Annotated in this window: 18 protein-coding genes and 1 tRNA gene; 15 read left to right on the top strand and 4 right to left on the bottom strand. The window is 67.6% G+C overall.

What is annotated here, in order from left to right:
- Positions 1-3: 3 nt before the first annotated feature.
- A complete protein-coding gene (gene hrpA, locus H4W26_RS03705; RefSeq protein WP_192590788.1) occupies positions 4-4,182 on the bottom strand; it encodes an ATP-dependent RNA helicase HrpA in 4,179 nt (1,392 codons plus the stop codon).
- 191 nt (positions 4,183-4,373) lie between these two features.
- Between hrpA and H4W26_RS03700 the strand changes: the two genes are divergently transcribed.
- Positions 4,374-4,457, top strand: a tRNA-Leu gene (locus tag H4W26_RS03700).
- Positions 4,458-4,555: 98 nt separating this feature from the next.
- Here H4W26_RS03700 and H4W26_RS03695 read toward each other — a convergent pair.
- Positions 4,556-5,311: a lysophospholipid acyltransferase family protein gene (locus H4W26_RS03695; RefSeq protein ID WP_318779758.1), complete on the bottom strand. Its 756-nt coding sequence runs from the start codon at positions 5,309-5,311 to the stop codon at positions 4,556-4,558.
- Positions 5,312-5,374: 63 nt separating this feature from the next.
- Here H4W26_RS03695 and H4W26_RS03690 point away from each other — a divergent pair, with 63 nt between their 5' ends.
- From H4W26_RS03690 to H4W26_RS03675, 4 genes are all read left to right on the top strand, one after another.
- Positions 5,375-6,106, top strand: coding sequence for an alpha/beta hydrolase (locus H4W26_RS03690; protein ID WP_192590786.1), 732 nt, complete (start codon positions 5,375-5,377; stop codon positions 6,104-6,106).
- 12 nt (positions 6,107-6,118) lie between these two features.
- A complete protein-coding gene (locus tag H4W26_RS03685) occupies positions 6,119-6,484 on the top strand; it encodes a hypothetical protein (protein WP_192590785.1) in 366 nt (121 codons plus the stop codon).
- A 72-nt stretch (positions 6,485-6,556) separates the two neighbouring features.
- On the top strand, positions 6,557-8,380 hold the full coding sequence (locus tag H4W26_RS03680; RefSeq protein WP_192590784.1) for an AMP-dependent synthetase/ligase: 1,824 nt from the start codon (positions 6,557-6,559) through the stop codon (positions 8,378-8,380).
- A gap of 112 nt (positions 8,381-8,492) precedes the next feature.
- The gene (locus H4W26_RS03675; protein ID WP_192592001.1) at positions 8,493-9,863 is read left to right on the top strand and encodes a class II 3-deoxy-7-phosphoheptulonate synthase; all 1,371 of its coding nucleotides are present in this window, start codon (positions 8,493-8,495) and stop codon (positions 9,861-9,863) included.
- A 6-nt stretch (positions 9,864-9,869) separates the two neighbouring features.
- On the opposite strand, the gene H4W26_RS03670 is transcribed toward H4W26_RS03675, so the two are convergent.
- Together H4W26_RS03670 and H4W26_RS03665 are read right to left on the bottom strand one after the other, a co-directional pair.
- On the bottom strand, positions 9,870-11,294 hold the full coding sequence (locus H4W26_RS03670) for a protein kinase domain-containing protein (RefSeq protein WP_318779757.1): 1,425 nt from the start codon (positions 11,292-11,294) through the stop codon (positions 9,870-9,872).
- A 121-nt stretch (positions 11,295-11,415) separates the two neighbouring features.
- Positions 11,416-12,504: a polyprenyl synthetase family protein gene (locus tag H4W26_RS03665; protein WP_192590783.1), complete on the bottom strand. Its 1,089-nt coding sequence runs from the start codon at positions 12,502-12,504 to the stop codon at positions 11,416-11,418.
- Positions 12,505-12,522: 18 nt separating this feature from the next.
- Here H4W26_RS03665 and dinB point away from each other — a divergent pair, with 18 nt between their 5' ends.
- The 10 genes from dinB to murD all read left to right on the top strand — a co-directional run bounded on the left by dinB (position 12,523) and on the right by murD (position 24,795).
- The gene (dinB, locus tag H4W26_RS03660) at positions 12,523-13,731 is read left to right on the top strand and encodes a DNA polymerase IV (RefSeq protein WP_192590782.1); all 1,209 of its coding nucleotides are present in this window, start codon (positions 12,523-12,525) and stop codon (positions 13,729-13,731) included.
- Positions 13,732-13,859: 128 nt separating this feature from the next.
- Positions 13,860-14,276 carry a DUF3040 domain-containing protein gene (locus tag H4W26_RS03655; protein WP_192590781.1) on the top strand — a complete coding sequence of 139 codons (417 nt, stop codon included), beginning with the start codon at positions 13,860-13,862 and terminating at the stop codon, positions 14,274-14,276.
- A 519-nt stretch (positions 14,277-14,795) separates the two neighbouring features.
- Positions 14,796-15,227 carry a division/cell wall cluster transcriptional repressor MraZ gene (gene mraZ / locus H4W26_RS03650; RefSeq protein ID WP_192590780.1) on the top strand — a complete coding sequence of 144 codons (432 nt, stop codon included), beginning with the start codon at positions 14,796-14,798 and terminating at the stop codon, positions 15,225-15,227.
- Positions 15,228-15,416: 189 nt separating this feature from the next.
- The gene (gene rsmH, locus H4W26_RS03645; RefSeq protein ID WP_192590779.1) at positions 15,417-16,424 is read left to right on the top strand and encodes a 16S rRNA (cytosine(1402)-N(4))-methyltransferase RsmH; all 1,008 of its coding nucleotides are present in this window, start codon (positions 15,417-15,419) and stop codon (positions 16,422-16,424) included.
- Positions 16,421-17,065, top strand: a complete 645-nt coding sequence (locus H4W26_RS03640; RefSeq protein ID WP_192590778.1) for a hypothetical protein — start codon at positions 16,421-16,423, stop codon at positions 17,063-17,065. The genes rsmH and H4W26_RS03640 overlap by 4 nt, the downstream gene beginning before the upstream one ends.
- Before the next feature lie 27 nt (positions 17,066-17,092).
- Positions 17,093-18,883 (top strand): peptidoglycan D,D-transpeptidase FtsI family protein, encoded by a 1,791-nt coding sequence (locus tag H4W26_RS03635; protein ID WP_192590777.1) that lies wholly within the window; start codon positions 17,093-17,095, stop codon positions 18,881-18,883.
- Positions 18,880-20,619, top strand: a complete 1,740-nt coding sequence (locus tag H4W26_RS03630; protein WP_192590776.1) for a UDP-N-acetylmuramoyl-L-alanyl-D-glutamate--2,6-diaminopimelate ligase — start codon at positions 18,880-18,882, stop codon at positions 20,617-20,619. The genes H4W26_RS03635 and H4W26_RS03630 overlap by 4 nt, the downstream gene beginning before the upstream one ends.
- On the top strand, positions 20,616-22,124 hold the full coding sequence (locus H4W26_RS03625; RefSeq protein WP_192590775.1) for a UDP-N-acetylmuramoyl-tripeptide--D-alanyl-D-alanine ligase: 1,509 nt from the start codon (positions 20,616-20,618) through the stop codon (positions 22,122-22,124). The genes H4W26_RS03630 and H4W26_RS03625 overlap by 4 nt, the downstream gene beginning before the upstream one ends.
- Positions 22,121-23,227, top strand: a complete 1,107-nt coding sequence (gene mraY / locus H4W26_RS03620) for a phospho-N-acetylmuramoyl-pentapeptide-transferase (RefSeq protein ID WP_192590774.1) — start codon at positions 22,121-22,123, stop codon at positions 23,225-23,227. The genes H4W26_RS03625 and mraY overlap by 4 nt, the downstream gene beginning before the upstream one ends.
- The gene (gene murD / locus H4W26_RS03615) at positions 23,209-24,795 is read left to right on the top strand and encodes a UDP-N-acetylmuramoyl-L-alanine--D-glutamate ligase (protein WP_192590773.1); all 1,587 of its coding nucleotides are present in this window, start codon (positions 23,209-23,211) and stop codon (positions 24,793-24,795) included. Before mraY ends, murD begins: the two co-directional genes overlap by 19 nt.
- Positions 24,796-24,833 lie beyond the last annotated feature (38 nt).

Genomic DNA, 24,833 nt, shown 5'->3' with positions numbered 1-24,833 from the left:
ACCCTACTGGCGTGCCTGCTTGAGCGCGCGCCGGATCCGCTTGGCCGACACGGTCTGGGCCGTCCCCAGCTGCTGGGCGAAAAGGTTGACGCGGAACTCCTCGAGCATCCACTTCACCGCAAGCAGCTCATCCGGGACGGCAAGCTGTGCGGGCACCGCCTCCAGTGCGGCGTCGTACTCATCCTCCAGCTCCTGCACCGCTGCCATGTCCGTGGCGTCGCGGCTGAGTCCCTGACCCGCCTCGAGGCGGTCGAGCCGCAGCGCGATGGCCCTGAGGTAGCGCGGCACATGCTGCAGCTGAGACTGACCCGTGGCGGTGACGAACCCCGGGTAGACCAGCTGCTGGAGCTGGGTGGACATGTCGCTCAGCGGCGCGCGCAGCGCATCCGAGCGGCTCCGCGAGAGCCGGGTGGTGAGTTCGGCGGACTGACCCAGGACCTGCGCGAGGACATCGGTGAGCCGCAGCACCGTCTCGATCAGCTCCGCCCGCGCGCCGCGCGCGAGCTGCTGGAATTCGGCCTCGCGGAACGGCAGCTCTGCCGGGACGAGGTGATCCAGCGCCGCCGTCGTCGCATCTTCGACCAGGGATTCCACTGTGCCGTGGGGAGACTGGCTGAAGGCCAGGCGCTCTCGGTTGCTCAGGTTGTCCAGCACGTAGCGCTGCGGCGACGGAAGGACTTCGCGCAGCAGCGCGACGACGCCGGCCCGGTGCACTCGACGCTGGGCCTGGGCGGAGTCTTGGATCGTGGAGGAGACTCCCGAAGCGGCCGGGGCCAGCGCCGGGTAACCGGTGATCTGGCGACCTGCCACCACGGTGGTGATCTCCCGAGAGAGGTCTCCGAAGGTCCAGCTCGTCTGGTTCTGCTTGCCTGCCGCGGCGGCGTCGGCGGTCTTCTGCTGCGGCTTGCCGCCAGGCTGTGACGCCTTGGTGCCCGGGGAGTCCGTGCTGGATCTCGGTGACCCGTGCCGGGGTGCGGAGCCCTCGTCGGCGCCCTGGGTGTCCTCGGAGAGGCTGCGCCCGATGGCCTGCCGGTTCTCGCCGGAGAAGCGGATCTGCAGCTCGCGGAGGTCGTAGCCGGTGTCCAGCACGCGGCCGCGATCACTGATCACTGCGAAGGTGAATCGCAGGTGCTCGGGCAGTGCGCTGGTGTCGAAGACCGCGGGATCGACCACATGACCTCTGAGCCTGCGCAGCACGGTGGCGAGGGCATCGGTCAGTGAATCCACGCCGGGGGCGAAGTCCGCCTCGAGCTGCTCCCGCGCCTGTGCTGCGACATCGGGCGCCGGGACGAAATGTTTGCGCTGCGGCTTGGGCATGCCGCGGATCAGCGCCGTGACCAGCTCGGTGCGCAGTCCGGGGATCAGCCAGTCGAAGCGTGCCGGTTCCAGCTGGTTCAGGAACAGCACCGGGACCCGCACCGTCACGCCGTCGGCAGTGGCCGTGGCTGCGGATCCGCTCTCAGCGGTGTAGCGGGTGGGGTTGAACTCGTACTGCAGCTCGAGCTGGAGCCCGTCATGGTCGAAGTGCTCGGGGAAGGACTCGACGTCCAGCTCTTCTGCTGCCTCGGCCATCAGGGCGGCATCGGTGAGGTCCAGCAGCTCCGGGGTCTCATGACGCTGGGTCTTCCACCAGGAGTCGAAGTGGCGCTGGGAGACGATGCTCGCGGGCAGGCGGGCGTCGAAGAAGGCGAAGAGCTCCTCGTCGGAGGCGCGCAGGTCCTTGCGCCGGGCCCGGTTCTCGAGCTCTTCGAGCTCCGCGAAACGCTGTCGGTTGCGCCTGTCGAAATGATGGCGCGTGGACCAGTCGCCGTCCACCAGAGCACGCTGGATGAAAAGCTCACGGCTGTACTCCGGGTCCACCTTGGAGTAGAGCACCTGCCGGTCCGCGACCACGGGAACCCCGAAGAGGGTGACCTTCTCCGTGGCGACCACGGCGCCCTTCCGGGCGGACCAGCGCGGCTCGGAGTGGCTGGTCTTGACCAGATGCGGGGCCAGCTCTTCGACCCAGGCGGGATCGATCTTCGCCACGGTGCGTGCCCAGAGCCGCGAGGTCTCCACGAGTTCGCTGGCCATGACCCAGTCATGGTTCTTCTTGAACAGGTGGGAGCCGGGGAACACCGCGAATCGGGTGCCGCGCGCTCCCTGATAGTCGCGGGTCCGGGGGTTGTACAGACCGACATGGCTGAGCAGCCCCGACAGCAGCGACTGATGGATCTGGTCGTGCTTCTGGGCCGGGTCCACGCTGGGCATCCTGCGCCCGCGCCGACCCTTGGAGGAGCGGTGCTCGGAGGAGCCACGACGCCCGGAGCCCTGCGAACGGAACTCCACCTGTTCGGCGATCTCGCCGAGCTGCCCGACCAGATCCTGCCATTCACGCACGCGCAGATAGTTCAGGTGCTCGCGGTGACAGAGCTTGCGGAACTGATTGCCGGAGAGCTCGGTCTGCTTCTCCTGGAGATAGCGCCAGAGGTTCAGCAGCGCCGAGAAGTCGGAGTTCTCATCCTTGAACCTGGCGTGCAGCTCATCGGCCTGGGCTCGCTTCTCCGCGGGACGCTCGCGGGGATCCTGAATGGTCAGCCCCGCGACCAGCACGGTGACCTCGGGCAGGCAGTCCCGACGGGCCGCCTCGACCATCATCCGGGCCATCCGCGGATCCACCGGCAGCTGGGCGAGCATGCGCCCCACGGGGGTCACGGAGCCGCTGCCGCGGGATCCAGAGTCTCTGCCGGTGTTCAGCGCCCCGAGTTCGGTGAGCAGCCGGACGGCGTCGTTGACAGCCTTCGCGTCGGGCTTCTGCACGAACGGGAAGTCCAGCAGGTCGTCGGGCGTCCGGGTGATGCCCATCGAAGACATCTGCAGCAGGACCGAGGCCAGCGAGGTGCGCAGAATCTCCGGGTCGGTGAACTCGGGACGCGACTCGAAGTCCGCCTGCGAGTACAGCCGGATGGCGATGCCGTCGCTGGTCCGCCCTGAACGCCCGGAGCGCTGGTTCGCGCTGGCCTGCGAGATCGCCTCGATGGGCAGGCGCTGGACCTTGGTGCGGGTGGAGTACCGCGAGATGCGTGCTGTGCCGGTGTCGATCACGTACTTGATGCCGGGCACCGTCAGCGAGGTCTCCGCCACGTTGGTGGCGAGCACGATGCGTCGTCGTCCGCCGGGGGAGAAGACCCGCTTCTGCTCGGCCATCGAGAGGCGTCCGAAGAGCGGCAGGATCTCAGCGTTGTTGAGCCTGCGCTCACGCGAGACGGTCTCCGCCAGTGCCTCCGCGGCATCGCGGATCTCGCGCTCGCCGGGGAAGAAGATCAGAATGTCGCCCTCCGGCTCGCGGGCCAGCTCCAGCACCGCGTCGCTGACGGCGTCGAGCAGATCACGGCCCTCCTCCTCGGCGCTGGAAGGGGAGGGGCCCCTGGTGCTCGCGGCGGCGGAGCCGGGGCGGGTCGAGGCGGCCTGTCGGGCACCACCGTCCTCGTCCTCGCCGAAATGTTCGGACTCGTCGAAGTCTTCGAGCTCTGCCTCGGGGTTGATCGGCCGGTAGCGGATCTCCACGGGGTAGGTGCGTCCGGAGACCTCGATGATCGGCACCTCGGAGGTCTCTCGCGTCCAGTTCTCCGGGTCGGGACTGAAGTGCCGGGCGAACCGTTCAGGGTCGATGGTCGCCGAGGTGACGATCACCTTCAGATCGGGTCGGGTGGGCAGCACCCGACGCAGATAGCCCAGGATGACGTCGATGTTGAGGCTGCGCTCGTGGGCCTCGTCGATGATGATGGCCGAGTATCGGCTCAGCTGCGGGTCACGCTGGATCTCGGCGAGCAGGATGCCGTCGGTCATCAGCTTCACTGCGGTCGCCCCAGAGACCTCCGAGTTGAAGCGGACCTGGTAGCCGATGTCTCGGCCCACCGAGGTGCCCAGCTCCTCCGCCAGGCGTTCGGCCACGGTCCGGGCCGCCAGGCGGCGAGGCTGCGTGTGGCCGATCATGCCGTCTCGATGCAGCCCCAGCTCCAGCGCCATCTTGGGCAGCTGGGTGGTCTTGCCTGATCCGGTCTCGCCGGCGACGACGATGACCTGATGATCCGCCAACGCGCGCAGAATCCGCTCGCGCTCGGCGGTGACCGGGAGCTGGGCGGGGTAGCCGAGGTCCTCGGCGGAGAACTGGTCACGGCGGGCTGTGGTGGCTTCAGACATATCCCTCCAATACTAGGGTTCCTGGGCTGTTCTGGTGGTCTCGACCGCTGAGGCTGGGCGCCCGGTGCCTGAGCCGTGCCGCTGCCGGCGGCGATTAGGCGTACAGCTGGCTCTGTGGGTAATATGTTTCTCGCTGCCGGGAAGAAAATGCCGGGAGCGGGTCGGGTCGCTGAGGCCTGACAAGCAGGTATGCGCGAGTGGCGGAATAGGTAGACGCGCTGGCTTCAGGTGCCAGTGCCTTCACGGGCGTGGGGGTTCAAGTCCCCCCTCGCGCACATATCGCAGAGAAGAGCCCCGGAGCGATCATCATCGCTTCGGGGCTCTTTCGTGTGCGCCTGGGCCGCGCCCGGCCTGTGGCCCGCCCGGCCGCCAGCTAGTCGGCGCGCCCCTCGGGCGTCTGGCCGGGATGGCGGTGCACCCGGCGCGCTGCCTTGGCGGCGGCCTTCTCTGCTTCCAGCTGGCGCTTGACGTCGGCAGCGTAGACGTCCACGTACTCCTGGCCGGAGAGTCGCATGATCCGGTACATGATCTCGTCGGTCACCGCGCGCTGAGCGAAGCGGTCCTCGGCATTGCCGTAGTAGGACTCGAAGGTCATCGGCTCGCCCACGATCATCCCCACGCGTCCCAGCCGGGGGATGTTCTTCCCGATCGGCTGGACCTTGTCGGTGCCGATCAGCGCAATAGGGATCACCGGTGCCTGGGTGTTCAGCGCCAGCCGGGCGATGCCGAGCTTGCCCCGATACAGCCGCCCGTCGGGGCTGCGGGTGCCCTCGGGGTAGAGGCCCAGCACGCCGCCGTCGCGCAGCAGCTGCTCCCCGGCGTTCAGCGAGTTCTGGCTGGCCTTGCCCCCTGAGCGGTCCATCGGGATCTGCCCGGAGAGGTCGAAGAACTTCTTCATCACCCACCCCGAGGCTCCCTGCCGTGCCCAGTAGTCGTCCTTCGCCATGAAGTGCACCTGACGCGGGGCCTTGACCGGGATGAACACGGAGTCGGAGAAGGAGAGGTGATTCGAGGCCAGAATCGCGGGCCCCTCACTCGGGATGTTGTGCAGCCCGCGCACCCAGGGGCGGAAGGCTGTGTTGACCACTGGGCCCACGACGATGTTCTTGGCGACGCTGTAGAACGACACTGGGCAGGGGTCCTTTCCGGCGGCTGAGCTTCGAGACCACTGTAGAGGCAATACAGTGACCCCATGCACACTTCCGCCATGGGAATCGCCGTCTTTCATGGATTCACCTCGACCCGAGCCTCGATGGAGCCCGTCGCCGAGTCCCTGCGCGAGGCGGGTTTCACCGTGGATCTGCCGCTGCTTCCCGGACACGGCACGCGGTGGCAGGACCTGAACCGCACGAGCCGCCACGAGATCACACGGGCCGCGCTGGCCAGCTACGACCGCCTCGCTGCGCGATGCGCCGCCGTCGCCACGGTCGGACTCTCCATGGGTGGTTCGCTCGCCCTGCACGTGGCGGCCCATCGCCGGGTCGAGGCCGTCGCCGTGATCAACCCGGGGCTCCGTCTCGCTCCGCTGACCGGTCCCACCGCATGGGCGCTGGGTCGATTCCGTCCCACGGTGGCGAGCATCGCCGGGGACATCGCCAAGCCCGGGGTGACGGAGGAGGCGTATGCCCGGACCCCGCTGCGCGCCGTCGTCCAACTGGATCGACTCTTCGCCCAGGTCCGCGGGGAGCTCCCCGGGCTGAGACGCCGTGGGACCCCTGTGCTGCTGTTTCGTTCGGGCACCGACGATGTTCTGCCACCGTCCTCCGCCAATACACTGATCAAGATCCTGGGTGAGGATCAGCTGCGGGTGGTGGATCTGCCGCGCAGCCGCCATGTGGCGACGCTGGACTACGAGGCGGACACGATCCAGCACCAGCTGCGCGACTTCCTGCGCTCGCCGGCACCGTGCCCGCGAGCCCTCTGAGAGGATTGCCCCATGAGCAACTATCGCGATGATGAGCCCAGCAGAGTCTTCGGCCGAGGTGGTCAGTCCCGACCGCTGCCCGGTCCGGGTCAGGGTCCGCGGGACCACCGGGTCGACGACGACGCGCTCGACGACGTCGACGACTTCCAGCCGCCGAACCCCAAGAACCCCCTGGCCGGAGCCCGGCCGGCGGTGGTCCTGGGTGCGGTGCTGAGCATCGGGGCGATCCTGGCACTGATCATCGTGCCGTTCCTGCCGCTGAACGCTCCCAGCTGGACGGTCCCCGCGCTGATCGGCCTGGTGCTCGCGGGTCTGGTGATCCTCTTCCTGCAGATGCCGCGCAGCCGCTCCGGGAACGGGGACGGCGCGCAGGTCTGAGGCCTGGTTACTGATCAGTATCCGGCTGTGGCAAGATGGTGTGACCGAGCACACATGATGGAGGAGTCCACCGTGAAGGAATTCGCAACACCCCCGGCTGTCGAGGTCCCTGCCGATCTCAACATCACCGACCTGCTGGAACGCCAGGTCACCGCCGATCCGAAGAACGTTCTCTTCGGCCGGCAGCTCAGCCCTGGGCAGTGGACTGACGTCAGCGCAGCCGAGTTCCGCGACCAGGTGGTCCAGATCGCGAAGGGCCTCATCGGGTCCGGCATCGAGATCGGGGATCGCGTGGCCATCATGGCTCCCACCCGCTATGAGTGGACCCTTCTCGATTTCGCCATCTGGTACGCCGGGGCGATCACCGTTCCGGTGTACGAGACCTCCTCGCCTTCCCAGGTCGCCTGGATCGTGGAGGACGCCGGCGTGAAGCTGCTCTTCGCTGAGACCCCGAATCACCAGCGGATCGTGGAGCGCGCCGTCGCCCAGGAGAAGCTGCAGGGTCTGCACCAGGTCTACACGATCGAAGGCACCGGGCTCGACGAGATCCGCGCCAAGGGCACCGAGGTCCCCGAGGACGAGGTCATCGCGCGCCGCAACGTGGCGGTGGGTGAAGACCTGGCGACCATCATCTACACCTCGGGCACCACCGGTCGCCCCAAGGGCTGTGAGCTCACCCATGCAAACTTCACCGAGCTCTCTCTCCAGGCGCTCGGATCCTCGCTGGGTTCCGTGGTGCACAAGGACGCCTCCACGGTCATGTTCATCCCGCTGGCCCACGTCTTCGCGAGGTTCATCTCCGTGCTGGCAGTCGCCGGCGGGTCGCGCGTCGGGCACACCTCAGACATCAAGGAGCTGGTGGACGACCTCGGCACCTTCGAGCCCACGTTCCTGCTGGCAGTGCCTCGGGTCTTCGAGAAGATCTACAACGCCGCGATGCTCAAGGCCGAGTCCGAGGGCAAGGGCGCGATCTTCACCAAGGCGGCTGACACCGCCATCGCCTGGTCCCGCGCCAAGGCCCACGGCAAGGTTCCCTTCACGCTCGGGCTCAAGCACGCGGTCTTCGACAAGCTCGTCTATTCCAAGCTGCGCGCGCGGATGGGCGGCCAGGTCCGTCACGCGGTCTCCGGCGGCTCCCCGCTGGGGGAGCGGCTCGGCCACTTCTTCTTCGGCGTCGGCGTGCAGATCCTGGAGGGCTACGGGCTCACCGAGACCACGGCCCCGCTGACGGTGAACACCCCGGAGCTGAGCAAGATCGGCACTGTGGGAGCGCCGCTTCCGGGCTGCGCGGTGAAGATCGCCGACGACGGCGAGATCCTCGGCCGCGGAGTCTGCGTCTTCCGCGGCTACCACAACCGTCCCGAGCTGGATCAGGAGATCTTCACCGACAACGGATGGTTCCGCACCGGCGACGTCGGAACGCTGGATGCTGATGGGTGCCTCACCATCACCGGGCGCAAGAAGGAGATCCTGGTGACCGCGGCCGGGAAGAACGTCTCGCCCGCCCAGCTCGAGGACCTCATCCGTGCGGACGCCATCGTCTCCCAGGCAGTGGTCGTCGGCGACAACAAGCCTTTCGTGGCCGCGCTGATCACCCTCGACGTCGAGACGCTTCCGCAGTGGCTCAAGCGGCAGGGTCTGGACCCCGAGACCCCGGTCGCGGAGCTGGCGAAGGACGAGAAGGTGCTCACACATGTCCAGTCTGTGGTGGACCGCGCCAACGAATCGGTGTCCCGCGCGGAATCGATCCGCGAGTTCCGTCTGCTGAACACGGACTTCACCATCGAGTCCGGACACCTCACACCGTCGATGAAGATCAAGCGCCCGCTGGTCATGAAGGACTTCGCCGACGAGGTGGAGACCCTCTACTCGGACGCAGCGAAGAACAAGGCCTGAGCGGCGGCGTCGTCCGGATGTTGGAACTCGGCTGCGGCATTAGGTATGACTGAGTCGCGCGGTCTACGCTGATCTGGTGACTACCACGCCAGAGCCCCGATCTGATGCCCCGCTGACCGCTCCCGGTGAGATCCTGCACGTGGGTGCAGCCGACTATCCGGGCCTCGACGAGTGGCGTTCCCTGCCGCTGCGGCAGCAGCCTGACTGGCACGGACACGCGGACTTCGACTCTGCCTACGCCGAGCTCTCAGCGCACCCGCCGCTGGTCTTCGCCGGTGAGGTGGACAAGCTCAAGCGTCGCCTGGCCAAGGTGGCCAACGGTGAGGCCTTCCTGCTCCAGGGCGGCGACTGTGCCGAGACCTTCGACGGGGTCAGCGCCGACCGGATCAGCGCCAAGATCAAGACCATCCTGCAGATGGCGGTCGTGCTCACCTACGGAGCGTCGCTGCCGGTGGTCAAGATGGGGCGCATGGCGGGTCAGTATGCCAAGCCGCGCTCCTCCGACGTCGAGACCCGAGACGGCGTCACCCTGCCGACCTTCCGCGGGGAGATCGTCAACGGTTTCGCCTTCACCGAGGAATCCCGGATGCCGGACCCCAAGCGGATGGTCGCGGCGTACCACAAGTCCGCAGCCACGCTGAACCTGGTGCGTGCCTTCACCGAGGGCGGCTTCGCGGATCTGCGCGCCGTCCAGCAGTGGAACAAGGGGTTCATGGCGAATCCCGCCCACGCCCGGTACGAGCAGCTTGCCGGTGAGATCGACCGCGCCGTGCGCTTCATGGAGGCCTGCGGCGCCGACTTCGAAGGTCTCAAGCGCACCGAGTTCTACGCCGCCCACGAGGCGCTGCTGCTGGACTACGAACGAGCACTGACTCGCATCGACTCCCGCACCGGGAAGCCCTACGTGACCAGCGGACACTTCGTCTGGATCGGGGAGCGCACGCGTGAGCTCGACGGCGCCCACATGGACTACCTCTCGCGGGTGCAGAACCCGGTGGGGGTCAAGCTCGGCCCGAGCACCACGCCCGAGACCGTGCTCGAGATCATCGAGAAGCTCGACCCGGAGCGCGAACCGGGTCGCCTGACCTTCATCGTGCGCATGGGCGCCGCGAACGTCCGGGAAAAGCTTCCACCGCTGGTGAAGGCAGTCCGGGACTCCGGGGCCAAGGTCGTCTGGGTGACCGACCCGATGCACGGCAACACCATCACCGCGGACAACGGCTACAAGACCCGCCGCTTCGACGACATCCTCGATGAGGTGCGCGGCTTCTTCGAGGTCCACCGCGAGCTGGGGACCTACCCGGGCGGCCTGCACGTGGAGATGACCGGCGACGACGTGGCCGAGTGCCTCGGCGGCTCCGACGTCGTCGACGAGTCAGCCTTTGATCAGGGGTATGAGTCCCTGGTCGACCCGCGGCTGAACCATAAGCAGTCTCTTGAACTCGCCTTCCTGGTGGCGGAGTCCCTGACTCAGGTCAACTGAGCGGGATCATCCGCCTCCGCCGAGGCTGGGGATCAGTGCGTCTGAGACGCCGATCCAGCCTGCCATCAGCATCAGCAGGGCGCTGCCGATCATGATGGCAGCGATCATCAACCATGCCCGGGTGGGCGTGGGGCGGCTCAGCTCGATCGAGGGTCGCTGACGCTCCCGCCGATCGGTGCGCTCTCCCGCGGCGGGGCGACGCACGGAAGGGGCGACGGCCGGCTGGACGCCTGTCAGTGGGTCGTCGGCGCTGAGTCGCGGCGGAGTGAGCTGGAATCCCGTGGTGGGCACCTCGGTCACCAGCTGGCGGTCTTCCTCTGCCAGGCTGGGCTGCTGGGCGCCTGCCGCGCCGCGATGTTCCTCTTCCAGATGAGTGGTGCGGGCATGACCGAGGGCGGCGTCGATGTCCTCATCCCAGGGTTCAGCGACCGTGCGCTGGTCATCTTCCTCGTGGAAGGCCTCGGTGGAATCCCCGGGCAGCATGGTCGTGGCGTGCTGCCCCGGTGCAGGGGCCGCCGCGGCGGCCGCACCCATCGAGGGGATGGGTCGCGTTCGAGTGGGGGTGAGCGCGCCGTCGAAGTCGAGCTCCGCGTCGCTGAGCGCTCCGCGAGCCTCCCGCAGCATCGTCAGCAGCTCATCGGCGTTCTTCGGGCGCAGTGCGACCTCGGGACGCGTGGAGATGCTCACCAGGTCATCGAGCTCTGCGGCGAGCCCGTCCACCTGGGCGGAGGGCACCGGAACAGTGGAATTCACGTGCTGGTAGGCCACCCGCACCGGAGAGTCCCCGGTGAACGGCTGCACGCCGGTGAGCATCTCGTAGAGCAGGATGCCGATGGCGTAGATGTCCGAGCGCTCATCGGCCCCCTCGCCGGAGAGCAGCTCGGGAGAGATATAGGCCACCGTGCCCATGAGCGTGGAGGTGCCGGAATGGTGCGTCGCGGCCCTCGCCAGTCCCAGGTCCGCCAGCTTGATGCGTCCATCATGGGAGACCAGGACGTTCTCGGGCTTGATGTCTCGGTGCACCAGACCCGCCCGGTGCGCCGCAGCCAGGCCTTGCAGGATCGAGTCCATATAGGTCAGGGCGAGTCGCGGCGTCATCGCTCCGTGCTTGAGCAGCGTGCGCAGGGTGGCGCCCGGGACGTACTCCATCACCAGGTAGGCGGTCTCCCGGGCCTGCCCCTGATCCAGCACCTGGACCACGTTGGGGTGGGCGATGAGCGCGGAGTTGCGCGCCTCCTGCTCGAATCGGTCCACGACCTTGCGGTCTTCGGCCATATGCGGGAAGAGCACCTTCAGTGCCACCTCGCGGCCCAGGCGCTGATCCTGGGCGCGGTAGACCGTGGACATGCCGCCGCGCGCAATGCGCTCATCGATCACATAGCGGTCGTCGATTCGGGAACCGATCCACGGGTCTGACTGTTCGGTGCTCACCGCCCCAGGGTATCGAACCCGAACAAGTCCACACAGTGCGGATCGCGGAATCTCACCAGGTGCACGGCGCCAGATTCTGATGGGTCGCGACGCCGGAGCCAGTCCGGGCGCGGCACCGGGGTCAGACCGTGCGCAGCACCAGGTTCCCGCGCAGCCGGTCGAACTCCTCGAGGACCTCGGCAGCGACACCGAGCTCGGCCAGGGCTGCGGTGTGCTCCACGCTCTGCGCGGTGAGCTGTTCGATGCTGCGCTCCACCTCCTCGGCCGCGCCGGCGTCGAGCAGGATCTCGCGGGCGCGCTCCACCTGGCGTTCGCTCAGCTCGGGGTCCCCGAGCATCTGCGCCAGCTCTGCCGAACCCTGCGCCGAGGCGCGGAACAGTCCATAGGCGATCAGTTCAGTGCGCTTGCCCTCCCGCAGATCGTCGCCGACGGGTTTGCCGGTGGTGTCCGGGTCCCCGAAGACTCCGAGGAGATCATCGCGGAGCTGGAACGCCTCACCCACGGGCAGCGCCGCTGCCGCGAAAGCACGGCAGAGCGCGTCGGACCCGCCCGCGAGAGCAGCACCGAGGACCACGGGGTACTCGGTGGAGTACTTGGCCGCCTTATAGCGCAGGACTCCGCGGGCGCGGGCGACAGCGTCGGCTTCGGTCTCGGCGGGGGTGCGCACCTCCTCGAGGACGTCGAGATACTGTCCGGTGATCACCTCGGTGTGCATCCGGTGAAAGGTCGAGGCCGCCAGCGGGTTGATCGCGACGCCGTCCTGCATCGCGGTGGCTTGCGCATGGAAGAACGCTTCGGAGGCCCAGGCCAGCGAGAGGTCGCCGGAGAGGATCGCCCCGGTGGTGCCGAAGTGGGCGTGATCGCCGCTGAACCCGGACTCGCGGTGCAGCGACTCGAAGCGCATATGTGCGCTCGGCAGACCGCGCCGCGTGGCCGAGCGATCAATCACGTCGTCATGGACCAGAGCGGCGGCCTGGAACAGCTCCAGCGCCACCCCGAGCTCGACGACGGCGTCGCCACGACCGCCGGCAGCCTGCCAGCCGAGCCGGGCCAGGGCCGGGCGCATCTTCTTGCCGCCGCGGGTCAGGGCCATCAGCGCGGTCACCAGGGGAGCGGCGTGCTCGGAGACTGCGCGCACCTCCTCATGACGCTTCTCCAGGAACAGAGCGCATCCGGAGTTGACCTGGCCGATGAATTCTTCGCGGTTCATGGCGGATAGCCTATCGGTATGGCCCCGTCCCCAGCGGCTGACCCGCGCGTCCTCGCCCACGTAGATATGGACGCCTACTACGTGGAGGTCGAGCTGCTCACTCAGCCGGAGCTGCGCGGTCGGAAGATCATCGTCGCCGCGGATTCCGGCCGGTCTGTCGTGCTCTCCGCCTCCTACGAGGCCCGCGTCGATGGGGTGCGCTCGGCCATGCCGCTCTCCCGGGCGCGCCAGGCAAGCCCCCATGCCATCGTGCTGCCTCCACACATGGAGCGCTACCGCGAGATCTCCCGGCAGATCATGGCGTACTTCGACACCATCACCGATGCCGTGGAACAGCTCAGTGTGGACGAGGCCTTTCTGGATCTCACCGGATCACGACGTCGACTCGGCGGCCCTGAACAGATCGGGCAGAAGATCCGCCGCGAGATCCGCGAGCAGTTCGGCCTGCCGGCCACGGTCGGGATCGCCGATCGCAAGTTCATCGCCAAGATCGCCTCCACCCGGGCCAAGCCGGACGGGCTGCTGCTGGTGCCGCCTCACCGCCGACTCGAATTTCTGCACACGCTGCCTGTCACCGCCATGTGGGGTGTGGGGGCGAAGACGGCACAGTCCCTGGAAGCCTTCGGCATCACCACGGTTCTGCAGCTCGCGCAGACCCCGGAGCCTGCCCTGCGCCGCCGGTTCGGCGTGACCGGCACAGCTCTGCACCGGCTGGCATGGGGTGAGGACGCTCGGGCCGTGCAGCCGCATCGCATAGAGAAGTCCATCGGCGCCGAGGAGACCTTCGCGCAGGATGTGGCAGATGACGCGGTGCTGCGGGCGGAGCTGCTCCGGCTGAGCCATCGGGTGGCCGCCCGGCTGCGCGAGTCCGGGGTCTCGGCGCAGGGGCTGAGCCTCAAGCTGCGCTACAGCGATTTCGAGACGCTCACCCGCTCCGCGACGCTGACACACCCCACGCACTCGGCCCTGGCCATCTACGCCAAGATGCTGGCCCTGCTGGAGAAGCTGGGGGAGCGCTCCCAGTCGGTCAGACTCATCGGGATCCGGGCGGAGCGCCTGGTCGACGACGCAGGGGGCCTGCAGCTGAGCTTCGACCGCACCGAGACGAACTGGGTGGACGCCGAGAGTGCACTGGACGCGGTGGCGAAGAAGTTCCCGCACGTGCAGACGGCGCCTGCCTCACTCCTGCGCGCCCGGCGGGAGGACCCGGGACTAGGGGATTCCTGAGCGCCAGCCCAGAGATCCCCTCACGCTTGAATTCGGGCTAGGTCTGCGGTCCACAAACGGCTAGACTATATACCCAGGCGTATCCACACCGGCCAGCACGCCACACGACGATCGCGAGGAGCTTCACGATGCCACTGTCGGAGCGTGAACAGCGCATGCTCAAGCAACTGGAAGACCAGCTGCAGTCGGAGGACCCGAGCTTCGCAAGCTCCATGCAGGACGCCCCCACCGGCAAGCTGAACGTTCGCAACGTGGTGCTGGGCTCCCTGGTGGCCGTCCTCGGCATCGTCGTGCTGTTGCTCAGCATCTATAACCAGTGGATCCCTGTCGGCGTCATCGGCTTCCTGCTGATGGGCGCAGGCGTCTACTACGCCACCACCGGTGGTGCCTCCGGCAACTCCCGTGGGAACGGTGGAGACGGCGGCCACGGAGGCGGCGGCGGAGGCGGGGGAGGACCACGCAGCTCCGCGCCGAGCCCCTCCGGATCCGGAACCTTCATGACGGGACTCGAGCAGCGCTGGGAAGAACGTCGCCGTCAGGACTAGCCCGGCCCAGCTGATGCTCCGCCCACAGGCTCCACACAGACCGCTCGTCGCGCAGCAGTAGAAGACGCAGAACGAGAGAAGATTCAGAAGAAGGCCCCTCTTCGGAGGGGCCTTCTTCTGTGTGTGGCCGGTGCCGAGCCCCGAATGCCCCGCTGTCGGTGCGGTGCGGTGCTGAGCTTCATCGATGTGCTCGGGGCATCCTCCACTTCCCACCACACCGCAGCCCGAGCGCGGCCCATCGACCGGATCGGGCCGCCTCAGGCGCGCTGACCTGCTCGAAAGGCCGTCATTGAGGCCTCTCGGTCACTCCTGCGCAGTCTCCGGCAGCCTGGACCTTCCACCGTCCTCCACTGAGACGCGATGATGAATCCCCAGGTCAGGGCGCCCTCATCGAGCCACAATGTCGATTCATGGGTCTCTGCGCCCAAGAATTGGTTGCAAGTGGGGGGAAGTGGGGTAAAGTGGAGCTCAGTAGAGGGAGAAGGAATGAGTCTCCTCAACAAGTGAGGCGGTGGGTCCATGTTCTTGGGCACGTACACGCCTCGCATGGATGAGAAGGCTCGCTTGATCCTTCCCGCGAAGTATCGCGAGGAGCTGGCCAACGGCCTGGTCCTCACTCGCGGGCAGGAACGGTGCATCTACGTTTTCAGCACAGAAGAGTTCAAGAATGTGCACAACCAGATGCGCCAGGCTCCTTTGACCTCTCGCCAGGCACGCGACTACATCCGCGTCTTCCTCTCCGGAGCCTCCGATGAGATTCCGGACAAGCAGGGTCGGATCACCATCCCGGCCGCGCTGCGGGAGTACGCGGGGCTGGACCGTGATGTGACAGTCATCGGGGCGGGAGACCGCGCCGAGATCTGGGACACCACGGCCTGGAACTCATATCTGGAGGCCAAGGAATCGGAGTTCTCGTCCACCGACGGGGAAGCCATCCCCGGTCTCTTCTGATCAGCAGAGCATTGACACAGCAAGACGAAGCATCACAATCACAGACGGTTTGAACACTTCAGGGGATCCTTGGGTGAGTTCTTCCGCCGCCCGGCCCGCATTCCTGACTTATCTTCCCCGATGGCAGGCAGCTGACCGGAGCGGAGGAGGAGCTGGTCCAAGGATCCCTTCCCTATTCGCGGAGGCACGATGGCGCAACGAGAGACAGCAGACCGGCATGTGCCGGTGATGCGTGATCGATGCATCAAGCTGCTGACCCTCGGTGTGGAGAACATCCGCGCAGACGGTCACCGTCCGGTGGTGATCGATGCCACGCTAGGCATGGGTGGACACGCCGAGGCCATGCTCGAAGCCGACGGTGACGTCACCGTCCTGGGTCTGGACCGCGACCCGCAGGCTCATGAGCTCGCGGCGGCCCGACTTGCCCCCTACGGCGACCGCTTTCGCGGCATCCACACGGTGTATGACCGGGTGGACGAGGTCGCCGTGGAGGAGCTCCAGGCCGATCAGCGAGTGGCAGGGGTGCTCCTCGACCTCGGGGTGTCCTCGCTGCAGCTGGATGAGGCCTCCCGCGGCTTCGCCTATTCCTATGACGCCCCGCTGGACATGCGCATGGACGCCTCCGCCGAATCGCCCGATGAATCGGTGGCCGAGCTGCTCGCCCACATCGAGGCTCCCGAGCTGAGCCGAATCCTGCGCGAATATGGCGAGGAACGCTTCGCCGGGCGCATCGCCAAGGCGATCGTCACTCGTCGAGAAACGACGCCCTTCACCACGACGGCGGACCTCGCCGCAGTGGTGGACCGCGCCGTGCCGGCAGCCTCCAAGCGCACGGGAGGCCACCCCGCCAAGCGGACCTTCCAGGCGCTGCGCATCGCGGTCAACGAGGAGCTCGAAGTGCTCGGCCGGACGATCCCGCATGCGATGGACGCCGTCGCCCCGGGCGGTCGGATCGTGGCCATGAGCTACCACTCCCTGGAAGACCGGATCGTCAAGCAGGCTTTCGCCCGCCGTACCAAGTCCTCGGCGCCTGCCGGACTGCCGGTGGAGCTGGAGGAGCACAAGCCCACATTCACCTCGCTCACTCGCGGCGCTGAGCTTCCCGATGAGACGGAGATCGCGGAGAACCCCCGCGCCGCCTCGGCGAAGCTGCGCGCCGTCGAGAAGCTCGTGGACCCCAGGAGGACTCAGGCATGAGCGCAGAAGCACACTCGATGGCCCTCCCGGAACGCACCCCCCTGGAGTCAGCCGGCTCGCGGGCCGCAGCCCCGGTCCTGCGCGCCCTGCCGAAGCTCAAGCAGCGCCAGAAGGGCCTGATCGCCGGGATCATCGGGCTGCTGGCACTCGCGCTGACCGTGGTGCTCGCCGTGAACATCCACGTGGCCAACTCGCAGTACGCCGTCGTCCAGCTTCAGAATGATCACCGCACGCTGACGCAGACGAACCAGGCGCTCACCGAGCAGCTTCAGCACCTGGAATCTCCCCAGGCGCTCTCCCGCGCGGCCGTCGGCCTGGGCATGGTCATGCCCGCCGAGGCCGCGGCGTTCGACCTCGGCGACGGAGAGGTCGTCGGAACCGCGGAGGCTGCCGACAGCGGTGACCGCCCCTCCGGGTTCGTCGCCACCCCAGAAGCACCTGGCGACGACGCCGCAGCTCCGCTGAACGTCTCGGAGAGCGCGACCGGTGCTCCTGCAGGGATTCTCGGCGCGGGCGCGTTGAACACGCTCACCACGCCCCCGAACGGGCAGAATGGCCAAGAGGAATCCGCAGGGACGCGGAGCCAGTTCAGCCCTGATGAACTCAACGGCGGGACCATTCCGGCGCCCTCGTTCGACTGATCGACCCGTTGGGAGAACGCAGACGCTATGGCAGCCGCCCAGAAGAAACGCGCAGATCGAGTGCTCTCGTTCCGCATGCGCATCGGATTGACCATGATACTGGTGATGCTGCTCGTCCTCGGCGGCAGACTCTTCCATGTCCAGGGACTCGATCCCGCCGGGCACGCGCAGGCGGCGGTCTCTGAGCGGCTGCGCAGCATCCCGCTGCCGGCGCATCGCGGGGACATCCTCGATGCCGACGGTCGCGTGCTGGCGACCTCGGTGGATCGCTATGACCTGGTCGCCGACCAGCAGGTCGTCGATGACTTCGTGCGCTACGACGAGTCCACGAAGCTCCGCGAAGAAGTGCCGGTCGAGACCGGGATCGCCGAGCTCAGCGAGGTCCTCGACATGGATGTCGAGGAGCTCACCGAGCTCGTCCTCGGTGAGGACCGCTACTCCGTCGTCGCTCGATCGCTGACGCCGGAGCAGAGCACCGCGGCCACCGAGATCGGGATACCGGGCTTATACGCCGAGCCCGTCTCCGAGCGCAGCTACCCCTCCGGATCGGTGGCCGGCTCGATCATCGGGTTCATGGGTGATGACGGCCCTCTCGAGGGCATCGAGGCCGCCCAGGATGAGGCGCTCAGCGGCACAGACGGCGAACGGATCTTCGAGGTCGGCGGCGACGGCATCCGCATCCCGATCGCCACCTTCGAGGAGCTCCCCGCCGAGGACGGCCAAGACATCCGGCTGACCGTCGACCAGGACCTGCAGTGGTTCGCGCAGGAGGCCATCGCGGAGAAGTCCCACCAGTACAACGCGGCCTGGGGCAACGCCACGGTGCTGGATCTGAAGTCCGGGGAGATTCTGGCCATGGCTGACTCCGAGACCGTGGACCCCGCCGAGCCCGGAGCCACTGACGAGCTCTTCCGCCGCCCGCTGGCGCTGACCCAGGCCTTCGAACCGGGCTCCACGGGCAAGGCCATCACCTTCGCGACCGCCCTGGAAGAGGGCACGCTCAACCCCACTGACAGCTTCCAGGTGGACAACCGCTATGAGGAGGATGGGCAGACGATCAGCGACGCGACGCGGCACCCCACCCTCGACATGACGGCTGCCGGAATCTTCGCGCGCTCCTACAACACCGGCACCGTGATGATCGGCGGCGAGGTTCCGCAGGAGACCCGCTATGACTACATGAAGCGGGTCGGCATCGGGGAGCCCATCGACATCGGCGTCGGCGCCGAGACCAGCGGCGATCTCCGGCCTCCGGAGGAATGGGACGCACGACAGCACCTGACCACCCAGTTCGGCCAGGGGTACACCACCTCGGTGCTGCACAACATGCAGACCTTCCAGACCATCATGAACGGCGGCGTCAGCGTTCCGCTGCGAGTCATCGACTCCTATATCGACGCCGACGGAAGCGAACACCCCGCCGACACCGGGCCCGAGGAACGGATCTTCTCGGAGGAGACCTCCGAGGAGATGCTGGGCATGTTCGAAGGCGTGGTGGACTACGGAACCGGCAGCGAGGCCGCGATCGCCGGGTACCGAGTCGGCGGCAAGACCGGCATCGCAGAGGCCGCCGGCGCCGGCGGCGGATTCGACGGACACACCCAGACCTTCATCGGTGCTGCCCCCCTGGATGACCCGCAGTATCTGGTCTCGGTCACCGTCCACCGTCCCCAGGGGTACTGGAAGGACTGGGAAGTCACGGACACGTTCCGTGAGATCATGTCCTACGTGCTTAGCAGTTATGACGTTGCGCCCGCTGGGGCGGAGAGCCAGGCCTACGACGGCTTCACCGGTGAGAACCAGGATCAGCCCTGGTGAGCGGGGACGCCGCAGCACTGAGCATCGCCCAGCAGGACCGGGTCTTCCGGCCGCATGGGGTCGCAGGGGCCTCCGTGGAGGAGCTCGTCGCCGAGCTCACGCGCACCGGCTACGACCCGCTGGTGACGCCGGTGGGCAGGGCGGCCGGTGAGATCCCGCTCACCGGTGCCGCCATGGACCCGAAGACTGTGGGGCCGGGGGACCTCTTCGTCGCCGTGGCCGGCTCCCGCGCCCACGGTGCCGACTTCATCGCCACCGCGATGGCCGCAGGCGCGGCAGCGGTGCTGACCGACGACGCCGGCGCCGACAAGATCCGCGAGATCGCCGACTACCGCATCCCGGTGATCCAGGTGACTCGCGTGCGCGACGCCGCGGGACCCTCGGCGGCGCTGATCTACGGCAACTCCTCCACCTCAGGCCCGGCACTCTTCGGCGTCACCGGGACCAACGGGAAGACGACCACCACGTACTTCCTGCGGTCTCTGCTCGACGCCGTGCTGCGGCGTCACGGGCAGTCCACCGGATTGATCGGCACGATCGAGATCGCAGCGGGAGAGGCGACCATCCCCTCGAAGATGACCACCCCTGAAGCGGTGCAGCTGCACAGTCTCATGGCGCTCTTCCGCGAAAGCGGCATCACCGCCGCGGCCATGGAGGTCTCCTCCCATGCGATCTCCTACCAGCGCACCTCAGGGCTGTTCTACAACGTCGCGGGATTCACCAACCTCACCCAGGACCACCTGGACCTCCACGGCTCCATGGAGAAGTACTTCGAGGCCAAGGCCGCTCTCTTCGCACGGAGCCGCACCCGCAGCAGCGTGATCATCGTCGATGACGCCTGGGGTCTGCGCATGGCCGATGCCGCCACCGGTCACGTGGTTCAGCTGGCCACATCCGACGAGCCCGCAGCAAGCGCCGACTGGGTCGTCACGGAGGTGGCAGCTGAGCCGCTCGGGAGCAGCTTCACCCTCATGCACCGGCGCACCGGTGAGACGATCCGCTGCCGCACCGGTCTCCCGGGTCGGTTCAACGTCTCCAACGCCGCGCTGGCGGCGGTCATGGTGCTCACGGCGCAGGAGACCGCAGAGCTCCGCGTCCCTCGCCAGGAGGTCGTCAGCGCGCTCGAGCACGCAGATCCCTTCACCATCAGCGTTCCGGGACGAATGCAGGTCATCGGCACCGCACCGGCCGCCATCGTCGACTTCGCACATAATCCCGATGCCATGATCCGCACGCTGGAGGCCGCCGCCAGCACCTCACAGGGCAAGACCATTCTGGTCATCGGGGCGGCGGGGGAGCGCGACAGCGCCAAGCGTCCCCTGATGGGGGCGATCGCCGTGCGCATGGCCGATCACGTCATCATCAGCGACGACGACCCGCACGGCGAAGACCCCAGCCAGATCCGTGCCGGGCTGCTCGAAGGTGCGCGCGCCGCACTGGACGAGGAGGCCCTGGACGCCACGCTGGAGGAGATCACTCCGCGGCTGGACGCGATCACCCGTGCCGTGGAGGTCGCGGAGGCCGAGGACACCATCATCCTGGCGGGACGAGGCCACGAGGTGCACCAAGACTTCGCAGGGACCAAGCACCCGATCGACGATCGGATCGAACTGGCCCGAGCTCTGCGCCGGCGCGGCTTCCCCACCGCACCTGACGCTCCCGTCACCGCTGAGGCCGCAGATGCTGTGAGCCTCTCCCCGTCAGACTCCACTGCAGAAGGAGGGCACACCGCATGATCGAGCTCTCAGCCCATGACATCGCCGAGATCACCTCCGGGACCCTCCGCGGAGTCACCGCAGACACCTCGCTGCTGGTCACCCATGCAGACACCGATTCCCGTGCCATGCGAGCCGACGCGCTCTTCATCGCCAAGCCCGGAGAACACACCGACGGGCACCACTTCATCGACGCCGCGATCGACGCAGGCGCCTCGCTCGTCCTGGCTGAGCGCCCGACCGACGACCCGTCCGGCACCGCCCACCCCGCGGTGCTCGTCGACGACGTCGTCGCAGCTATGGGACGACTCGCCGCCGCGATCCTGGTCAGAATCCGAGCGCACTCTCCGACGACCGTCATCGGCATCACCGGTTCAGCGGGCAAGACCACCACGAAGGACCTGCTCCGTGCGCTGCTGGAGCCGGAAGGGCCCACCGTGGCCCCACAAGGCTCCTACAACAGCGAAGTAGGGGTTCCGCTGACGATCTTCACCGCCGAGCTCGACACCCGGTACGTCGTGGTCGAGATGGGCGCCGACGCTCCGGGCAACATCCGGGATCTTGCCGAGATGGTGCGCCCCGACATCGGGGCCGTGCTGATGGTCGGATCTGCTCACGCGGGCAAGTTCGGCGGGGCCGACAAGATCGCTGCGGTGAAGCAGGAGCTCGTGGAAGCGATCCCCGCGCAGGGCCACGTCGTCCTCAACCGCGACGACGCCCAGGTCTCCGCGATGGCCGCTGTCGCCCAAGCGCCCATCACCTGGTTCTCCAGCACCGAAGATTCCCCTCCGGCCGGAGATCCCTCCGAGGCTGAAGACTCCTCCCGCAGCCGGGGACAGGCAGCACCCGATCAGCTCGGCGCCCTCGGTCTGAACCTGGACGAGGACGGGCACCCGCGGTTCACGCTGCGGTTCTCGGAGTCTGGCGAGGAGTTCGCCGTCGTCTCCGGGCTCACCGGCGGACACCACATCTCGAACCTGCTGGCCGCAGCTGCCTGCGCGCACCGCGCGGGACTCCCCCCAGCAGACATCGCCGCGCGGTTGAACGGCCTCGGACCCGTGAGCCGCTGGCGGATGGAACGCACCGAACGCGCGGACGGCGTCACGCTGATCAACGACGCCTATAACGCCAACCCCGAATCCATGCGCGAGGCCCTGCGGACGCTGGCCATGATCAGCCGACCAGGAGACGGGCGCCCAGCCCGACGCTCGGTTGCGGTTCTCGGTGCCATGCTCGAACTCGGCGACGTCTCGATCCCCAAGCACACCCAGCTCGGCGAGACCGTGGTGCGGCTGAACATCGACAAGACGCTGGTCGTGGGCGACCTCGCATACCCGCTCTACCGCGGGGCGATCGCTGAAGGCAGCTGGGGCTCCGAGGTGCAGTGGGTCGCCACCGTGGAGGAGGCGGAAGCCTACCTGGACGCGGAGCTGATGCCGGGAGACGTCGTGCTGTTCAAATCCTCCAACAGTGCAGGACTTAGACTTCTGGGTGACCGAATCGCCGCGAAGGAAGGGGCCCTGTGATTGCTGTAGTCATCGGTGCCGTCCTGGGCCTGGGACTCACCCTCGCCGGGACACCGCTGTTCATCCGTTTCCTGGTGAAACGGGGGTACGGACAGTTCATCCGTGACGACGGCCCCACCACGCACCACGTCAAGCGCGGCACGCCCACCATGGGTGGCGCCGTGATCCTGATCGCGGTGCTCGTGGCGTACTTCGCGACCCACCTGATCCTCGGGCTCACCGGAGACACCGGAGGCCCCACCGTCTCGGGACTCCTGCTGCTCCTGCTCATGGTCGGCATGGGCCTGGTGGGCTTCGCCGACGACTTCGCCAAGATCAGCAAGAAGCAGTCCCTGGGTCTGACTCCCTGGCGCAAGATCGCAGGTCAGGGCGCCATCGGCATCCTCTTCGCGGTGCTGGCCCTGAGCTTCCCAGACTCCGACGGACTGACGCCCGGCTCCACGAACATCTCCTTCGTCCGCGAGACCGTGCTCGACCTCGGGTTCGCGGGTCCGGTGATCGGACTGATCCTGTTCATCATCTGGGCGAACCTCATCATCACCGCCACCACGAACGGGGTGAACCTCACCGACGGGCTGGACGGACTCGCTGCGGCGGCCACCGCGATGGTCACCGCGGCCTACACGATCATCTCGATCTGGCAGTACAACCAGTCCTGCGGCGGATCCACCAGCGCAGTGGAAGGCGTCTGCTACCAGGTCAGAGACCCCATGGACATGGCGATGATCGCCGCCATCATCACCGGCGCGCTGATCGGCTTCCTCTGGTGGAACACCTCCCCGGCGAAGATCTTCATGGGGGACACCGGTTCCCTGGCCCTGGGCGGCGCGCTGGCAGGTTTCGCGATCCTGACGCACACCCAGCTGCTCTTCGTCATCCTGGGTGGACTCTTCGTGCTCATCACCCTGTCGGTGATCATCCAGGTCGGGTACTTCAAGCTCTCCGGCGGCAAGCGTGTCTTCCTGATGGCTCCGCTGCAGCATCACTTTGAGCTCAAGGGCTGGGCCGAGGTCACCGTGGTGGTCCGCTTCTGGATCATCGGTGCCCTGGCCGTCGGCATCGGACTGGCCCTGTTCTACGGAGAATGGGTGATCTTCCAGTGACCGTGAACGCGCATGACTCAGCTGCCGAGCCGGCCGAGCCCGCTCGTCAGCCCCAGATCCGTCCCGATCTTCGTGGCTGGGACGCGCCGTGGTCCGGGCTGCGCGCCGTCGTCACCGGCCTCGGCGTCTCCGGCTTCGCCGCCGCAGACACCCTCGCCGAGCTCGGCGCGCGCGTCGTCGTCGTCGATGGATCTGACGGTCGGAAGAAGCGTCGCGAAGCCGAGACGCTGCGGCTGGTGGGCGTCGAGGACGTGCTTCTGGGGGAGGAGCACCTCTCCTGGCTCCCGCTCGTCGGAGGAGAGCCTGCCGATCTCGTCGTGACCTCACCCGGCTGGCGCCCGGATTCGGCGCTGATCGCGCAGGCGCGCGCCGAGTCGATCCCGGTCTGGTCCGAGGTCGAGCTGGCCTGGAGGCTCGGAGCCCGTCCGGGTGCGAAAGAGCCGCAGTGGCTCGTGCTCACCGGCACCAACGGCAAGACCACCACCGTCACGCTTCTGGAGTCCATGCTCCTCCGCGATGGGCAGCGCGCCATCGCCTGCGGCAACATCGGCGTCCCGGTGCTCGATGCCATCCGCGATCCCGAGGGCTACGACAGCCTGGCCGTGGAGCTCTCCAGCTTCCAGCTCGAATACACCGAGCTGCTCTCCCCGCTGGCCTCGGCCGTGCTCAACATCGCCGAGGACCATGTGGACTGGCACGGCAGCTTTGCCGAGTACCGCGCGGCCAAGGCCAAGATCTTCGAGAACACCGAGCTGGCCTGCGTCTACAACGCGGACCAGCCGCTCACCGAAGACATGGTCGCCGAGGCCGACGTGCGCGAGGGCTGCCGAGCGATCGGGTTCACCACGGGAGCTCCGGCACGATCCATGCTCGGCATGGTCGATGACCTGCTGGTGGACCGTGCGTTCCTGGACAACCGCGCACACCAGGCCTTGGAGCTGGCCTCGCTCTCCGACTTCGGGCCGCTGGCCCCGCAGCATCTGGTCGCGAACGCCCTGGCGGCCGCCGCGCTCGCCCGTGCGGCAGGCGCATCTCCAGAATCGATCCGTGCGGCCATCCAGGCCTACGAGGCGGGTGACCACCGCATCCAGCCGGTGGCGAAGGCCGATGACGTGCTGTGGATCAATGACTCCAAAGCCACCAACCCGCATGCCGCCGCCGCCTCGCTGCGCAGCTTCACCGACGTCATCTGGATCGCCGGAGGGCTCCCCAAGGGGGTCGTCTACGACGAGCTGATCACCGAGATCGCGCCTCGACTGCGTCAGGTGATCCTCATCGGCACCGACTCCTCCCAGCTGAGATCCAGCCTGGAGCGACACGCGCCGGGAGTCCCGGTGATCGGTGGGCGCCTGCGAGAGGATGAACACGGCAGCGAGATCGACGCGGTGCTCGCCGGGACAGACGGGGTCCGCGCGATGCGCGCAGCCGTGACCGAGGCCGCGAAGGTGCTCGCACCGCACCACACGGTCCTGATGGCCCCGGCGGCCGCATCGATGGACCAGTTCGCCTCCTATGCAGCACGAGGCGAAGCCTTCATCGACGCGGTGGCGGAGCTGATGACCGACTGAAGCTGAGGTGGACTCCCCGCAGGGCGCCCACCAGGAGG

The organism is Nesterenkonia halotolerans, assembly GCF_014874065.1.
Taxonomy (GTDB): domain Bacteria; phylum Actinomycetota; class Actinomycetes; order Actinomycetales; family Micrococcaceae; genus Nesterenkonia; species Nesterenkonia halotolerans.
The sequence above is the reverse complement of the archived record's forward strand: the minus strand, read 5'-3'. Positions and strand labels throughout refer to the sequence as shown.

Coding starts and splice junctions, on each gene's coding strand:
- H4W26_RS03635 (WP_192590777.1), top strand. CDS start 17,093: ATGGCAGCCGCCCAGAAGAAACGCGCAGATCGAGTGCTCTCGTTCCGC.
- H4W26_RS03655 (WP_192590781.1), top strand. CDS start 13,860: ATGCCACTGTCGGAGCGTGAACAGCGCATGCTCAAGCAACTGGAAGAC.
- mraZ (WP_192590780.1), top strand. CDS start 14,796: ATGTTCTTGGGCACGTACACGCCTCGCATGGATGAGAAGGCTCGCTTG.
- hrpA (WP_192590788.1), bottom strand. CDS start 4,182: ATGTCTGAAGCCACCACAGCCCGCCGTGACCAGTTCTCCGCCGAGGAC.
- H4W26_RS03625 (WP_192590775.1), top strand. CDS start 20,616: ATGATCGAGCTCTCAGCCCATGACATCGCCGAGATCACCTCCGGGACC.
- murD (WP_192590773.1), top strand. CDS start 23,209: ATGGGTGATCTTCCAGTGACCGTGAACGCGCATGACTCAGCTGCCGAG.
- H4W26_RS03640 (WP_192590778.1), top strand. CDS start 16,421: ATGAGCGCAGAAGCACACTCGATGGCCCTCCCGGAACGCACCCCCCTG.
- H4W26_RS03690 (WP_192590786.1), top strand. CDS start 5,375: ATGCACACTTCCGCCATGGGAATCGCCGTCTTTCATGGATTCACCTCG.
- H4W26_RS03685 (WP_192590785.1), top strand. CDS start 6,119: ATGAGCAACTATCGCGATGATGAGCCCAGCAGAGTCTTCGGCCGAGGT.
- rsmH (WP_192590779.1), top strand. CDS start 15,417: ATGGCGCAACGAGAGACAGCAGACCGGCATGTGCCGGTGATGCGTGAT.
- dinB (WP_192590782.1), top strand. CDS start 12,523: ATGGCCCCGTCCCCAGCGGCTGACCCGCGCGTCCTCGCCCACGTAGAT.
- H4W26_RS03665 (WP_192590783.1), bottom strand. CDS start 12,504: ATGAACCGCGAAGAATTCATCGGCCAGGTCAACTCCGGATGCGCTCTG.